Source organism: Rhodococcus sp. D-46 (genome assembly GCF_011290655.1).
Classification (GTDB): domain Bacteria; phylum Actinomycetota; class Actinomycetes; order Mycobacteriales; family Mycobacteriaceae; genus Rhodococcus_F; species Rhodococcus_F qingshengii.
Genome location: NZ_JAANTF010000001.1, coordinates 452,646 through 467,346 on the forward strand (window position 1 = coordinate 452,646; position 14,701 = coordinate 467,346).

Genomic DNA, 14,701 nt, shown 5'->3' on the forward strand with positions numbered 1-14,701 from the left:
CGGACACCGACCGAATTCTTCGACGCGCACGACACGCCGATTCGGAAGTGGGTTCGGACTCCCGGGGGAACATAAACCGCAGGTCGTTCGTTCGGTGCCGTGAAAAACGGATGCTCGAGTACGACGCAGAGTAGGACCGGGTCGCGGTGCCTCGGAGTCACGGTCTACGATTCGATGAGCGCAAGCCAGAAGCCGTTGTCCGCAGCCCGGGCGACGGACCCTGCGGGCGCAACCAAGGGCTCTTTGACGGAGTCTGCGGAGCGACCAAAGGCACATTCAGGAGGATCAGTGACTGCCGTAGCGCCCCAGCCAGTCCCCACGATAGCGCCGGCCAGGCCTTACCCGCCGCGGCAGGGACCCAAGGGCTCATTCATTTTCAAGATGATCACGACCACCGATCCCAAGGTGCTCGGAATCATGTACTTGGCGACTTCCATCGCCTTCTTCCTCATCGGTGGCCTCATGGCACTGATGATGCGTGCCGAACTTGCTGTACCCGGCATGCAGTTCCTTTCCAACGAACAGTTCAACCAGCTGTTCACCATGCACGGCACGATCATGCTGCTGCTGTACGCGACCCCGATCGTCTTCGGCTTCGCGAACTACATTCTTCCGCTCCAGATCGGTGCACCCGACGTCGCGTTCCCGCGCCTGAACGCGTTCAGCTACTGGCTGTACCTGTTCGGTGCGATCATCACGACGGCCGGATTCGTCACGCCCGGTGGCGCAGCAGACTTCGGTTGGACGGCATACACGCCGCTGACCAGCGCGCTGCACAGCCCCGGCGTCGGCGCCGACCTGTGGGTCCTGGGTCTGGCCGTCGCCGGCCTCGGCACCATCCTCGGTGGCGTCAACATGGTCACCACCGTGATCTGCCTGCGCGCACCCGGTATGACCATGTTCCGCATGCCGATCTTCACCTGGAACATCTTCATCACCAGCATCCTGATCCTGCTGGCGTTCCCGCTGCTGACCGCTGCATTCATGGGCTTGTTCGTCGACCGCCATCTCGGTGGGCACATCTTCGACCCGGCAACGGGCGGTGTGCTCCTGTGGCAGCACCTGTTCTGGTTCTTCGGTCACCCCGAGGTGTACATCATCGCGCTGCCGTTCTTCGGCATCGTCTCGGAGATCTTCCCGGTCTTCAGCCGTAAGCCGATCTTCGGCTACAGCGGCCTGGTGTACGCAACGTTGGCCATCGCCGCTCTGTCGATCGCAGTGTGGGCCCACCACATGTACGCAACCGGCGCTGTTCTCCTGCCGTACTTCTCGTTCATGACGTTCCTGATCGCTGTGCCGACAGGTGTGAAGATCTTCAACTGGATCGGCACGATGTGGAAGGGGCAGTTGACCTTCGAATCGCCGATGTTGTTCTCGATCGGCTTCCTGATCACCTTCCTTTTCGGTGGTCTGTCGGGTGTCATCCTCGCGAGCCCGCCGCTCGACTTCCACGTCACCGACAGCTACTTCGTCGTCGCCCACTTCCACTACGTGGTCTTCGGCACGGTCGTGTTCGCCACGTACGCCGGTATCTACTTCTGGTTCCCGAAGATGACCGGTCGCATGATGGACGAGCGTCTCGGCAAGTGGCACTTCTGGACCACGTTCGTCGGTTTCCACGGCACGTTCCTCGTTCAGCACTGGCTCGGTGCCGAAGGTATGCCGCGTCGTTACGCCGACTACCTGCCCTCGGACGGGTTCACGGTTCTGAACTCGGTGTCCACGATCTTTGCCTTCGTACTCGGTGCCTCGACGCTTCCGTTCATCTGGAACGTTTTCAAGAGCTACCGCTACGGCGAGGTGGTCACCGTCGACGATCCGTGGGGTTACGGAAACTCGCTGGAGTGGGCAACCACCTGCCCGCCGCCGCGTCACAACTTCACCGAGTTGCCGCGCATCCGTAGCGAGCGTCCGGCGTTCGAGCTGCACTACCCGCACATGGTGGAGCGGATGCGCGCGGAAGCGCACGTCGGCCCCGGCCACGGCGGGAAGAACGCCAGCACCGTGCTCGAAGATGCTCGTCACGAGCCGCTCACGGTCGGGGACGAAGGCGACCCCGGAACCGACAGCCGCTCCTGAGCGAAGTAACACACTGAAGTAATCAGCGAAGGCCCCGCCCGAGTAACGGGTGGGGCCTTTCGCTTGGCACAATAGTGACGATCAAGACGCGAACGAAGAAACGATCGGAGTTTTCGGTGGGTGCCTCTGACACCACTGTTCTGGTGACTGTGACCGGGCCGGACCGCCCTGGCGTCACCTCGGTACTGTTCGCGGCGCTGTCGCGGCACGATGTGCGTCTACTCGACGTGGAGCAGGTGGTGATTCGAGGTCGACTGACACTCGGTGTCATGGTTGCCTGCCCGAACGATCCCGAAGCGCTTCAGGAAGAACTCGAACAGGCGATGGCGACGGTCGGAATGAACGTCGACATCGAAATCGGTGCCGATCCCGGACGGCCCGCGGTGTCCACCCACGCGGTCGTTGTTCTCGGTAGCCCGGTCAATGCTCGCGCAATGCGATCGGTTGCACGCGAACTCGCGAAGCAGGGCGCAAACATCGATTCCATCCGTGGTGTCGCCGACTATCCGGTCACCGGCCTCGAACTCAGCGTCAGCGCGGCCGATACGGCCGACGGCGACGCGAAGCTGCGCACCGGACTCGCCGAGGTCGCCGCTCTCGAAAACGTCGACATCGCGGTCGAGCGCGCAGGTCTCGCTCGCCGGGCCAAGCGTCTGATCGTGTTCGACGTGGACTCGACGCTCGTCCAGGGCGAGGTCATCGAGATGCTCGCCGCGAAGGCCGGCGTCGAGGACGAGGTCCGCGCCGTCACTGAAGCTGCGATGCGCGGCGAGATCGACTTCACCGAATCACTGCACCAGCGTGTGGCGACACTCGCCGGTCTCGACGCCTCCGTCATCGACGAGGTGGCAGAGAGCATCGAACTGACGCCGGGTGCGCGAACCACGATTCGCACCCTGCGCCGTCTCGGATTCCACTGCGGCGTGGTGTCGGGTGGCTTCCGGCAGGTCATCGAAGGCCTCGCACACGAACTCGAACTGGACTTCGTGCACGCCAACACCCTCGAAATCGTCGACGGCAAGCTGACCGGACGTGTGATCGGTGAAATCGTCGACCGCGCCGCGAAGGCCGTTGCGCTGCGCAAGTTCGCCGATCAGGTCGGTGTGCCGATGGAACAGACCGTCGCCGTCGGTGACGGTGCCAACGACATCGACATGCTCAACGCCGCGGGCCTGGGCGTGGCGTTCAACGCCAAGCCTGCGTTGCGGGAGGTCGCGGACGCTGCTTTGTCGCATCCCTTCCTCGATGCTGTGCTGTTCATTCTCGGTGTGACCCGCGACGAGGTCGAGGCTGCGGACGCCGTCGACGGTGGCGTGCGACGCGTACCGATTCCATGAGTTCCGATCCAGCATTCAGTTCCGATCCAGCTGTGATGTCCGGCCCCGATTCGCGCTGGCGCGAGCGCCACGCGGTGCTGGCTGCTGGGTACGGAGGGCGAGACGATCCCGCGGATCCGGCACTGGTGTTGGCGATGCCGATCGTTCTGCACATTCCGAAGGCAGACCCGCCCAAGCGCACCGCACTGCTCGAGGCTGCGGCAACGGCGGCTGTGGCTCTGTGTCTGGACGAACGCGTCGGGTTTACCGAAGACGGGGAACCCGGCCCCTGGCACGAGGACTATTCGGCGTGGGTGGGTGCCCGGATTAGGAAGGTGTCTCGTCGAGCGCGAGGAGCGCAGTGGCTCGCCGCGCAGGAGGTACCGGGAATCACCGTCGATGTGGATGGCGCGCAGGCGCGGGCTCTGGTTCCCGGGCCGGTCGGAGAACTGGACCCGCGAATCAAGAAGTTGCAGATCGGTGGGACCGATCTCGAGCACGACGAGCCTGGCCCGCCGGAGCCTGGTCTTCCGGTGCTGTGGATCGACTCGGCGCTCGAGATGACGGTTGGCAAGGCGTCGGCACAGGTCGGGCATGCCTCGATGTTGTTGGCGGCGGCCATGTCCGAGAAACAGTGCTGGGCCTGGGCGCAGAACGACTTTCGCTGCTCGGTGCGCGACGCGAGCCCGGAACAGTGGGCCGAAGCAGTAGTTCGGCTGAAGAAGTCGGAGGCCGTCGCGGTTCGTGACGCTGGTTTCACGGAAGTGGCACCAGGCTCCATGACAGTCATCGCGGTTCCGTAGAGACGCAACCGACCAGTCCAGTATCGGCAACTTGGCTATGGATGAACAGTCCAGTGGCCATCAAGATGGTCGGGTGTTGATACGGAGATTCGCCTCGCTGTTCGTTGGTCTGTGGTTGTACGGCTTCTCGATGGCCATGATGATCACAGCCGGTCTTGGTCTGGATCCCTGGGATGTGTTCCATCAGGGCGTGGCCGAGCATGTTTCGCTCAGTTTCGGCGTGATCACTGCGATTACCGGTGCGGTGGTATTGCTGCTCTGGATTCCGATCCGTCAGCGGCCGGGATTCGGAACGGTCGCCAATGTCGTTGTAATTGCCATCTCGGTGGATACCTCACTGGCCTTCTTGCCGGTCTTTGATTCCATGCCAGTTCGAGCCATAATCATGGTCGCGGGAATCCTCCTCAACGGACTGGCCAGCGTTCTCTACATCGGCGCGGGCATGGGGCCGGGCCCCCGCGACGGATTGATGACCGGACTGGTCGCTCGCACAGGTCTGTCGGTCAGGCTCGTGCGTACCAGCATCGAGATCGCGGTCCTCACGACCGGATGGCTCCTCGGTGGAACCGTCGGCGTCGGAACAGTGTTGTACGCCTTCGGGATCGGACCGACCATTCAATTCCTCATCAAGGTGCTGCCGGATTCCATGACAGCAGCGGTGACCGGAGGACGTGTCACGGAACGTAAGGCCAAGACCGTGGGGCCGGTCAGCGAAATCTCGGTGCCGACGGGAACTTCGGCCGTGGAGGCAGGTTCTCCGGTGGGTGACGCCGAATCGAACGATGCAGTCAAGGTGCCGTCGAACCATTCCGGAGTGCCGACGGTGACCTGAACCGGTCCACCGGAATGCAGGATCAGGAGCCAACTGTCGTCACCGAGTGGGCGCCCGGTTCGAGTGTGAGACCGAACGTCGGCTCCGTCGATCCAGGCCTGCAGCGTTCGGTGACTCTCGTCGTACCATGCGGTGTCGTCGAACTCGACGCCGGCAGCGTCGAACCAGACGAGGTCCGGGTGCTCCAGTCTTCTTCTGCCTTCGAAGAATTCGGGCTGACGCAACGCCGGTGCCGTTCGGCGTAATCCGAACGCTCGGGAGACGAACTGCACCAACGACTGATCGGCCGCCGTCCAGTCCAGGGCCCACGAATCGGCTGGGGAGGCAAGTGTGGGAACACAATACGCGTTGTTGTTTCCGCCGAGACTGTGGCCGAACTCGTCTCCGGCGGTGAGCATCGGTGTGCCTGTCGACAGCACGAGCGTGGCCAGTAGCGCCCGTACATGACGTGCCCTGGCGTCCTGAATCTCGGGATCGGTGCTCGGGCCTTCGATTCCGTGGTTGAACGAATCGTTGTGATCGGCGCCGTCACGATTGTCTTCACCGTTGGCTTCGTTGTGCTTGTGGTTGTACGCGACCAGATCGGCGGCGGTGAACCCGTCATGCGCTGTGACGAAGTTGATCGACGCCCATGGGCGACGGCCGCTGCCGGCAAAGATGTCCTCGGAACCGGCGAGGCGCGACGCGACCTTCCGGACGCTGGAGCCGCCGTTCCAGAACTGGCGAATGGTGCTGCGGTACTTGTCGTTCCATTCCGACCATTGGAGTCCGAAGTTTCCGACCTGGTAACCGTCGGCAGTGGCATCCCACGGTTCGGCGATGAGCTTGCACCGAGTCAGTACCGGATCGGAGGAGATGGCCGACAAGATGGACGCCCGCTGGTCGAAGCCGCCGCCGCGCGGCCTACCCAACGCGCTCGCGAGATCGAATCGGAAGCCGTCGACACCCATTTCGGTGGCCCAGTAGCGGAGGCTGTCGGTGATCATGCGCACGGCGATGGGGGAGCAGGCGTCGACCGTGTTGCCGCACCCGGTCAGGTCGATGTCGCGGCCGTCGCCGTCGAGAAGGTAGTAGCCGGGGCCGTCCAAACCTCGCCAGCTGACGCTGATTCCGTCGACACTCTGCTCGCAGGTGTGGTTGTAGACGACGTCGAGGACGACCTCGATGCCTGCCGCGTGTAGTGCGTCGACCATGATCCGGAACTCGGTGACTTCGCCGCCCGGAGTTGCCGCGTATCCGGGATGCGGGGCGAAGTACGACGCCGTCGAGTATCCCCAGTGGTTGCGCATCCCTCGCTCGCGGACGCTCTGTTCGGTCAGAAACGCCTGTACGGGAAGCAGTTCCACGGCAGTGACGCCGAGTGAGACGAGGTGATCGATCACGGCCGGTGCCGTCAGGCCGAGGTACGTTCCGCGGTGGGCGGCGGGTACTCCTGGATGACTGGCGGTGTACGCGCCCACATGCAGTTCGTAGATGACGCTTTCCTCCCACGGCGTCTCGAGGCGGGCTCCGGCGGGCGCGAGGCCGGGAGTCACCACGGACAGCGGCACGTGGCCGAGCGAGTCGACCGTCGACGGGTCGCCGAAGGGATCGTCGGCGTACGACAGGAGGGCACGGTGATCACCGAGATCCCCCTCGATGCGGCGCGCCCACGGATCGACGAGCAGCTTGTGTGGATTAAGTCTCAGCCCGGCGCGCGGATTCCACGGGCCGGACGCCCGAATTCCGTAACGCTGCCCCGCACCGATCCCGGAGATGATTCCATGCCAGATTCCGTACGTGTGTTGCCGAAGTTCGACGCGATCTTCGTTTCCGTCCTGGTCGATCAGGCAGATGTGGACGCTCGACGCAGCTGGGGCGTGGACCGCGAACTGGGTTCCGGAGTCCACGATGTTGGCGCCGAGTGGGAACGGAGACCCGGGCGTCGGGGTGTGAGTTTCGATGAGAGGCGACACGCAAGATGATCCTGCCGTGAACGGCCGGAGAATGTGCGGGAAGATGTTCGGGTGCCGCTACCTGATCCAGATCTGCTCATCGATTTCGACAACGTACTCATCCGTCGGGGAGGGTCCACTCTCGTGGGGCCCGTCACCTGGAAAGTGGAGCTGGACGAGCGATGGGTGGTGCTCGGACCCAACGGTGCCGGCAAGACCTCGCTGCTGCGCATCGCGGCCGGTGAGACTTTCCCGACCAGTGGTTCTGCCCACCTCCTTGGCGAAGTTCTCGGCAAGGTCGACGTCAACGAGTTGCGCCCGCGAATCGGTTTGTCCGCGTCGTCGTTGGCGAACCGCGTGCCCGGCGACGAGAAGGTCAGCGACCTCGTCGTGTCGGCGGGCTACGCCGTTCTCGGTCGGTGGCGCGAGGAGTACGAATCCATGGACACCTCGCGCGCTGTGGAGATGCTCGAAAGCCTCGGCGCCGAGCACCTGGCGGATCGGACGTACGGGACGCTTTCCGAAGGCGAGCGCAAGCGCGTCCTCATCGCGCGAGCCTTGATGACCGATCCCGAACTTCTTCTCCTGGACGAGCCCGCCGCCGGGCTCGACCTCGGTGGCCGTGAGGAACTTGTGGCCAGACTCGCGGAACTGGCTGCCGATCCGGACGCCCCGGCAACCGTCCTGATCACCCATCACGTCGAGGAAATCCCGCCGGGATTCACCCACGCACTCCTTCTCAAGGAAGGGGAGGTCGTCTCCCAGGGGCTTCTGGACGACGTCATCACCGCCGAAAATCTGAGCGCGGCATTCAGCCAGTCCATCAGCCTCGACAAGGCGGACGGCCGATACTTCGCGCGCCGCGCGAGACCGTCCGGAGCTCATCGCGCGTGAGCTTCAGTGGGACCTGAAATGCGTCCCAGATCACAGATCGCGTAGGTTCGCGAAGCATGGCTAACGAGAATACAAACGCTGTCCCCGAGCCCAAGGATGCGTCGACCGTCATCTTGGTGCGCGATGCCGAATCCGGGATCGAGATCTTCCTGCTTCAACGAGTACAGGGGATGGCGTTTGCCGGGGGCATGACGGTCTTCCCCGGCGGCGGCGTCGACAAGTCCGATGCGACGGCAGAGGTCGAGTGGGCTGGACCGTCGGTCGAATGGTGGGCCGAGCGGTTCAGCACGGATGTGGCTCGGGCGAAGGCTCTCGTCTTGGCTGCGGTGCGGGAAACTTTCGAGGAGTGCGGCGTCCTACTCGCCGGACCGACCGCGGACACCGTCGTCGCGGACACGGCCGGCTACGCACAGGACCGAGTAGCTCTCGAAAAGCACGAGCTGTCGTTCAGCGATTTCCTGAAGAAGGAGAACCTGGTCCTACGAACGGATCTGCTGCGGCCGTGGGCGAACTGGATCACGCCGGTGGGCGAGACCCGCCGCTACGACACGCGCTTCTTCGTCGCAGCGTCACCGACCGGACAGATCGCGGACGGCGTCACCTCCGAGGCCGCCGAGGTTCGTTGGCAGAGCCCGCAGGACGCGCTGGCGCACTGGCGGGAGGGTGGCAGCATCCTGTTGCCGCCGACGTGGAGTCAGCTGACCGAATTGGCCAAGTTCAGTTCGGTGGCGGAGATACTCGCAGCCGAGCCGGAGATTCCCGTCATCCTGCCTACGTTGATCACCGACGAGGAAACGCTGCGCGTCGAGTTCCCGAACCAGGACGGTTACTACGTCGCCGGGCCGCATCCGTGGTCGGTCAAGGCGGCAAAGTAACCTCTCGACCATGGCTGAATTTGTGACTCTCGAGGTTTCCGAAGGCATCGGCACCATCCGTCTGGCGCGTCCGCCCATGAACGCTCTGAACCGTCAGGTTCAGGACGAGTTGGCTGCTGCCGCACACGCTGCGACCGTCGACAAGGCAGTCAAGGCCGTCATCGTCTACGGCGGCGAGAAAGTCTTCGCAGCAGGTGCCGACGTCAAGGAAATGGCCGAGATGGACTACGGCCAGATCCGTGATGCGATCGGCGGCATGCAGGCCGGACTCGGCGCCGTGGCGTCCATCCCGAAGCCGACCGTTGCCGCGATCACCGGATACGCACTCGGCGGTGGACTCGAAGTTGCACTCTCGGCCGATCGCCGGATCGTCGGAGACAATGCCAAGCTCGGAGTTCCGGAGATTCTGCTCGGAATCATTCCCGGTGGCGGCGGAACGCAGCGTCTGGCTCGTCTGATCGGTCCGGCCAAGGCCAAGGATCTGGTCTTCACCGGCCGTTTCGTCGGGGCTGACGAGGCATTGGCCATAGGTTTGGTCGACGAGGTCGTCGCTCCCGACGACGTGTACACCGCCGCTCGCACGTGGGCCTCGCAGTTCGTCGGGGGAGCGTCACGTGCGTTGGCTGCTGCCAAGGCAGCCATCGACGAGGGTCTGAACACCGACCTGGAATCCGGGCTCAAGATCGAGCAGCATCTGTTCGCCGGATTGTTCGCGACCAAGGATCAGGCGATCGGCATGGAGTCGTTCATCGCGAACGGTCCGGGCAAGGCCGAGTTCACGGGCGAGTAGGCTCCCCTAAACTAGAACTTGTTCATCTCTTACCAGCGAGTAGGATAGCCGCCATGACAGCCAGCCCGAATGACGACGCAACCGTCACGCCGCCCGCCGCTACCGACACCTCGGTAGTCGACCCCGCGCCGCGGCCGCACGCCACGGCCGAAGAGGTCGAGGCCGCTCGTAAGGACACCAAGCTCGCCCAGGTGCTCTACCACGACTGGGAAGCCGAAACCTACGACGACAAGTGGTCCATCTCGTACGACGAGCGCTGCATCGACTACGCACGTGGTCGTTTCGACGCCGTCGCGGGCGATCAGCCGCTCCCGTACGAGCGCGCGCTCGAACTCGGTTGTGGCACCGGATTCTTCCTCCTGAACCTGATGCAGGGTGGAGTCGCCAAGACCGGTTCGGTCACCGACCTCTCGCCCGGCATGGTCAAGGTCGCACTGCGCAATGCCGAAAGCCTCGGCCTTCCGGTCGACGGCCGTGTTGCCGATGCCGAGACCATTCCGTACGAGGACAACACCTTCGACCTGGTGGTCGGCCACGCCGTGCTGCACCACATTCCGGACGTCGAGAAGTCGCTGCGTGAGGTCCTTCGTGTCCTCAAGCCCGGCGGACGTTTCGTCTTCGCCGGTGAGCCCACCACTGTCGGCAACTTCTACGCCCGCTGGCTCGGCCGCGCGACGTGGGAAGCAACCACACGCGTGACCAAGCTGCCGTTCCTCGCAGACTGGCGTCGCCCGCAAGAGGAACTCGACGAGTCTTCTCGTGCAGCAGCTCTCGAAGCTGTCGTCGACATCCACACGTTCGACCCCACCGACCTCGAGAACATGGCGAAGTCTGCGGGCGCCGATCAGGTCCACGCTGCCACCGAGGAATTCGCCGCGGCGCTTCTCGGCTGGCCTGTCCGTACCTTCGAAGCGGCTGTTCCGCCGGAGAAGCTCGGTTGGGGCTGGGGGCGTTTCGCTTTCGGTGGTTGGAAGACACTCAGCTGGGTCGACGAGAAGGTGCTCCGCCACGTCGTTCCTCGCGGATTCTTCTACAACGTCATGATCACCGGCGTGAAGCCCGGCAACTGAATTGGGTTATGACTTCACCCTCGGCGACGTCGACTATCTCGGAAGTGATTCCGGCGTAGCTGCCTTGGCCGAGGTGGATCAGCTCGAACTGTCCACGCGTACGCGTCTGGCCGACATCGGCCGGGCGCGTACGCGTTTCCGTGATCACATGCCTGCGCTCGTGGACACCGTCCTGCTTCGACGTAAAGCCGCCGCCAAACTGCCCGGCAGTGATCAGTGGTTGTTCACGGACGACGCGATGCAACAAGCCACTCCTGGCGTTGTCGCGGCCCACCGTGCGCAGCGTCTGATCGGGCGTGACGTCCACGACGTGACGTGCTCCATCGGCGCCGAACTGCATGCCTTGACCGGAGTTGCGCATCGCGTGATCGGCAGCGACATCGATTCCGTTCGCCTGGCGATGGCACAGCGCAATGTGCCGAGCGCAGCGTTGCTGCGGGCCGACGCGCTCCGCCCGACGACACGCGACACCGTCGTACTGGCAGACCCCGCACGGCGATCGGGCGGTCGCCGCACTCACGATCCGGCAGCGTTGATGCCACCTCTACCGGACCTCATAGAGGCGTACTCCGGCCGTGATCTCGCGGTGAAGTGTGCTCCCGGACTCGATTTCGACAATCTGGGCTGGGACGGGGAAGTCGAGGTCGTCTCGCTCGACGGCGGCGTCAAGGAAGCCTGCCTGTGGTCGACGGGGCTGGCCGAGTCCGGCGTCACGCGTCGAGCTTCGGTGCTTCGCTCCGACGGGAGCGGGTGGGCGATCACCGACGCCGAGGACGACGTGATTCCGGAGCAAGCGCCGGGGGAGTGGATCATCGACCCGGACGGAGCGGTAGTGCGCGCGGGCCTCGTGCGCCACTACGCGGCCAGACACGGCCTCTGGCAGCTCGATCCACGCATCGCTTATCTGACCGGTGACAGCGTCCCTGAGGGAGTTCGCGGATTCCGGATCCTCGAGCAGATCAAGTACTCCGAGAAACTGCTCAAACAGACACTGTCCAAGCAGGACTGCGGTGTGGCCGAAATCCTGGTGCGAGGAGTCGACGTGGACCCGGCAGTGCTGCGTCCACGGCTCAAGCTCAAGGGCTCGCGTGCACTGAGCGTCGTGATCGTGCGGATCGGACGATCGGCGTCGGCCTTCATCTGTGAGGCGTCCCGCTAGCTCACTTGAAGACGAACAGCTCACCGATTGCGCTGGGCGTCAACACTTCGCCCTTGGGGCCGATCGAGGTGCCGACGGTGAAGCCGACTGCTCCCGGCAACGTGTCCTGATCCACCGTCTCACCGGTTTCGGTGTCGAAGGTGATCAGGCTCAGTCCGTTCTCACCCTCGCGGACGACGGTGTATCCGGTGTCGCCGGCGGTCTGCGCCGGAACGCCCAGTTGCAGAAGGTCTTTACGTTCCCAGGCCAGTTCGGCGTGATCTCCCTCGTCGCGCACGGCAAGGAGGTGGCCCTTGTCGCCGCCGGCGGGAATGATCAAACCGTCGTCGGACGTCGAGGCACTACCGGCCGAGTTGAAGCCGATGTCGTAACTCCACCTGGTGCCACCGGTTTCGGCGTTCACTGCCCAGAGAGATCCGTTGTTGTCGGTGGCGTAGACGGTCTTGCCGTCCTTCGACAGGTCCGGGCTCGACGCCGTTCCACCGGGAAGCGCGTCGGTGGACCACTCGCGGGTGATGGACGGATTGTCGCCGCCCGTGTACTTCATGGCCACCAGATCGGCTGCCTGAGAACTGGGTCCGTAGAAGGTGAAGTAGAACTTGCCGGTGCCCAGGTCCACTGCCGGGGTATTGGCCACCGGGCAGCCTGACGTGCCGAGGAAGCACTCGTTCAAACCCTTGTTGTCGGGAATGAGTTCTGCATTCGCGCCCTGGTCGATCGTCGGCGGCGGGATCAGGTCGAACGACGGAACCACTTTTGCGCCGGTCTGCGGGTTGAGCACGTTGATCTGACCCAATTGGGTGATGAACAACAGGTTTCCGTCGCCGGTGAACTGTGACGAGAGAGGAGTGCCCACAACGAGCGTGCGCCAACGCAATTGACCAGTCTCGGTGAAGGACATCATCGCGCCGCTCTCGCCGACGTAGACATTGGTGGCAGTGTCGACGATGGGCGTCGAGGCGACTACTCCGTCGTTGAGTCGAGCGCACCACTTCTTGCGACCCGAATCCATCTGGAACGAGAAGAGATTGCAGCCGTTCTCGGTGCGGGCGGTGACGAAGCTCTGGCCGTTCGCGGCCACCGAGGCGTACGCGGCAACCGGACCGCCGAGAGGGCGTGACCATGCGAACTCGACATCGCGTGATCCGGTGACCGGGCTCGTGTCGCTGTTGCGGGCGTCGGCATGCATGGCCGGCCAACCCGCCGACGCGTACCGGTCCACCTGTCCGTCGTCGCTGCCGCAACCGGCGATCAGGGCCGCAGCGATCGCCGTCGACACCATCACGGACGACCGTAGGACCCGCCGCATCACAATCTCCCTGCCTTCACTTGATCAAGAGCCCTCGGTAACTGCACAAGCCCGGACCAGAGACTATCCCGACCGGGGCAACGTGACGGGGCACACCCCGAGGGTCGGTGAGTCGGCCCCACGTAGGCTGAACACTCATGACGAGCATGTGGGGCGCACCGTTGCGCACTCGATGGCGGGGATCACGCCGAGGCGACAGCGATCAGGCCAAGTTCTTGACGGTCGATTCCCTCAAATGGGTTCTGGCGAACAAGGCGTACACACCCTGGTATCTGGTGCGGTACTACCGTCTGGCCAAGTTCAAGATGGCCAACCCGCACGTGATCCTGCGCGGCATGGTGTTCCTCGGCAAGAACGTCGAAATCCATTCCACCCCCGACCTGTCCCGCCTCGAGATCGGGCGCTGGGTGCACATCGGTGACGGCAACGCGATCCGCTGCCACGAAGGCTCGCTGCGCATCGGCGACAAGGTCGTCTTCGGCAAGGACAACGTCGTCAACACGTACCTCGACATCGAAATCGGTGCGTCGACGCTCGTAGCCGACTGGTGCTACATCTGCGACTTCGACCACCGCATGGACGACATCAACACACCGATCAAGGACCAGGGCATCGTCAAGGGCCCCGTCCGTATCGGCCCGGACACGTGGGTGGCAGCGAAGGTCACCGTGCTGCGAAATACCCGCGTCGGACGCGGTTGTGTCCTCGGTGCGCACGCCGTCGTCAAAGGCGACATCCCGGACTACAGCATCGCGGTCGGCTCGCCCGCGAAGGCGGTCAAGAACCGCAAGTCCGATTGGGAAGCCGGCGCTGCCGATCGTGCAAAGTACATCGCGGCGCTCGAGGACATCGCACGCAAGAAGGCTGCTGCGGACGCTGCCGACGCGTCGTCGACGTCGTAGCTCACTTTTTGGCAGAACCAGCGATTACTTTCGGCGCCGCCACCGGTCTGTATCGGTATCGGCGCCGAAAGTCTGCGCCGGTGAAAGGAGTGCCGACATGAGCGAACAGACACCCGAATGGGTCGTGGCGCAGCGCCGCGAACTGGTGGGATTTCTCGAAGGCCTGAGCACGGAGCAGTGGAACGCGCCGACCCTGTGCGAGGGGTGGCGGGTCCGCGAAGTGATCGCGCACATCACCATGCCCTACCGATACTCGGCGCCGCGATTCGTCGTGGAAATGGTCAAGTCACGCGGAAACTTCAACAAGATGTCGAACCGGCGAGCGCTCGCCGATGCGTCGGAAGTCGGTGAGCGACAACTGCTTGCCTCGCTTCGCGACAACGTTGCACACCCGTGGAAGCCTCCAGGCGGCGGCTTCGAGGGTGCGCTCTCGCACGACGTGATCCACGGTCAGGACATTCGCGTGGCACTCGGCGACGATTACGTGGTGCCCGAAGACCGGCTCACTCGTGTGCTCAGCGGACTCTCGCCCAAAACCGTGAAGTATTTCGGAACTGACCTCGACGGCGCTCGGTTGCGCGCCGACGACCGAGACTGGACGTACGGTGCCGGCGCCGAGGTTCACGGGGCGGCGCAGGATCTCCTGCTCGTGCTGTGCGGCCGGATGCTGCCACCAGGCCATCTGCTCGGGGATGCGAGTTCTCGTTTCACCGCGCCACTCCCGACCCCCTGAGGTCA

General features: G+C 64.0%; 12 protein-coding genes and 1 pseudogene. 11 read left to right on the forward strand and 2 right to left on the reverse strand.

Annotation, left to right across the window (positions count from 1 at the left end; genetic code table 11):
- The first annotated feature begins 288 nt into the window (after window positions 1–288).
- From ctaD to G9U53_RS33415, 4 genes are all read left to right on the forward strand, one after another.
- Window positions 289–2,079 carry a cytochrome c oxidase subunit I gene (ctaD, locus tag G9U53_RS02215; protein ID WP_020907234.1) on the forward strand — a complete coding sequence of 597 codons (1,791 nt, stop codon included), beginning with the start codon at window positions 289–291 and terminating at the stop codon, window positions 2,077–2,079.
- Window positions 2,080–2,195: 116 nt separating this feature from the next.
- A complete protein-coding gene (gene serB, locus G9U53_RS02220) occupies window positions 2,196–3,416 on the forward strand; it encodes a phosphoserine phosphatase SerB (protein ID WP_003944761.1) in 1,221 nt (406 codons plus the stop codon).
- On the forward strand, window positions 3,413–4,198 hold the full coding sequence (locus G9U53_RS02225) for a peptidyl-tRNA hydrolase (protein ID WP_063836273.1): 786 nt from the start codon (window positions 3,413–3,415) through the stop codon (window positions 4,196–4,198). Before serB ends, G9U53_RS02225 begins: the two co-directional genes overlap by 4 nt.
- Window positions 4,199–4,235: 37 nt before the next feature.
- Window positions 4,236–5,030: a membrane protein gene (locus G9U53_RS33415; RefSeq protein WP_242692410.1), complete on the forward strand. Its 795-nt coding sequence runs from the start codon at window positions 4,236–4,238 to the stop codon at window positions 5,028–5,030.
- Here the strand turns inward: G9U53_RS33415 and glgX are convergent.
- Window positions 4,943–6,985, reverse strand: a pseudogene (gene glgX / locus G9U53_RS02235) (glycogen debranching protein GlgX); the annotation flags it as partial. The gene G9U53_RS33415 and the pseudogene glgX overlap by 88 nt on opposite strands.
- A gap of 51 nt (window positions 6,986–7,036) precedes the next feature.
- On the opposite strand from glgX, the gene G9U53_RS02240 reads away from it, so the two are divergent.
- From G9U53_RS02240 to G9U53_RS02260, 5 genes are read left to right on the forward strand one after another with little or no spacing between them, the layout of a single operon-like run.
- Window positions 7,037–7,858 (forward strand): ABC transporter ATP-binding protein, encoded by an 822-nt coding sequence (locus tag G9U53_RS02240; protein WP_165638282.1) that lies wholly within the window; start codon window positions 7,037–7,039, stop codon window positions 7,856–7,858.
- A 56-nt stretch (window positions 7,859–7,914) separates the two neighbouring features.
- Window positions 7,915–8,733, forward strand: a complete 819-nt coding sequence (locus G9U53_RS02245) for an NUDIX domain-containing protein (RefSeq protein WP_029255094.1) — start codon at window positions 7,915–7,917, stop codon at window positions 8,731–8,733.
- 10 nt (window positions 8,734–8,743) lie between these two features.
- Entirely contained in the window at window positions 8,744–9,523 is a 780-nt protein-coding gene (locus tag G9U53_RS02250) for an enoyl-CoA hydratase-related protein (RefSeq protein ID WP_003944701.1), read from the forward strand.
- Between the two features lie 53 nt (window positions 9,524–9,576).
- Window positions 9,577–10,593: a class I SAM-dependent methyltransferase gene (locus G9U53_RS02255; protein WP_003944733.1), complete on the forward strand. Its 1,017-nt coding sequence runs from the start codon at window positions 9,577–9,579 to the stop codon at window positions 10,591–10,593.
- 1 nt (window position 10,594) lies between these two features.
- On the forward strand, window positions 10,595–11,752 hold the full coding sequence (locus G9U53_RS02260) for a class I SAM-dependent methyltransferase (RefSeq protein WP_165638283.1): 1,158 nt from the start codon (window positions 10,595–10,597) through the stop codon (window positions 11,750–11,752).
- A 1-nt stretch (window position 11,753) separates the two neighbouring features.
- Here the strand turns inward: G9U53_RS02260 and G9U53_RS02265 are convergent, their stop codons facing one another.
- A complete protein-coding gene (locus G9U53_RS02265; RefSeq protein ID WP_165638284.1) occupies window positions 11,754–13,061 on the reverse strand; it encodes a PQQ-binding-like beta-propeller repeat protein in 1,308 nt (435 codons plus the stop codon).
- A gap of 137 nt (window positions 13,062–13,198) precedes the next feature.
- On the opposite strand from G9U53_RS02265, the gene G9U53_RS02270 reads away from it, so the two are divergent.
- Window positions 13,199–13,963, forward strand: coding sequence for an acyltransferase (locus G9U53_RS02270; protein ID WP_003944741.1), 765 nt, complete (start codon window positions 13,199–13,201; stop codon window positions 13,961–13,963).
- Window positions 13,964–14,060: 97 nt separating this feature from the next.
- On the forward strand, window positions 14,061–14,696 hold the full coding sequence (locus G9U53_RS02275) for a maleylpyruvate isomerase family mycothiol-dependent enzyme (protein WP_003944749.1): 636 nt from the start codon (window positions 14,061–14,063) through the stop codon (window positions 14,694–14,696).
- The last annotated feature ends 5 nt before the right edge of the window (window positions 14,697–14,701 follow it).

Excerpts from the sequence above, each read along its gene's own strand:
- G9U53_RS02225 (WP_063836273.1), top strand. The coding sequence starts at position 3,413 with ATGAGTTCCGATCCAGCATTCAGTTCCGATCCAGCTGTGATGTCCGGC.
- G9U53_RS33415 (WP_242692410.1), top strand. The coding sequence starts at position 4,236 with ATGGATGAACAGTCCAGTGGCCATCAAGATGGTCGGGTGTTGATACGG.
- G9U53_RS02245 (WP_029255094.1), top strand. The coding sequence starts at position 7,915 with ATGGCTAACGAGAATACAAACGCTGTCCCCGAGCCCAAGGATGCGTCG.
- G9U53_RS02250 (WP_003944701.1), top strand. The coding sequence starts at position 8,744 with ATGGCTGAATTTGTGACTCTCGAGGTTTCCGAAGGCATCGGCACCATC.
- G9U53_RS02255 (WP_003944733.1), top strand. The coding sequence starts at position 9,577 with ATGACAGCCAGCCCGAATGACGACGCAACCGTCACGCCGCCCGCCGCT.
- G9U53_RS02265 (WP_165638284.1), bottom strand. The coding sequence starts at position 13,061 with ATGCGGCGGGTCCTACGGTCGTCCGTGATGGTGTCGACGGCGATCGCT.
- G9U53_RS02270 (WP_003944741.1), top strand. The coding sequence starts at position 13,199 with ATGACGAGCATGTGGGGCGCACCGTTGCGCACTCGATGGCGGGGATCA.
- G9U53_RS02275 (WP_003944749.1), top strand. The coding sequence starts at position 14,061 with ATGAGCGAACAGACACCCGAATGGGTCGTGGCGCAGCGCCGCGAACTG.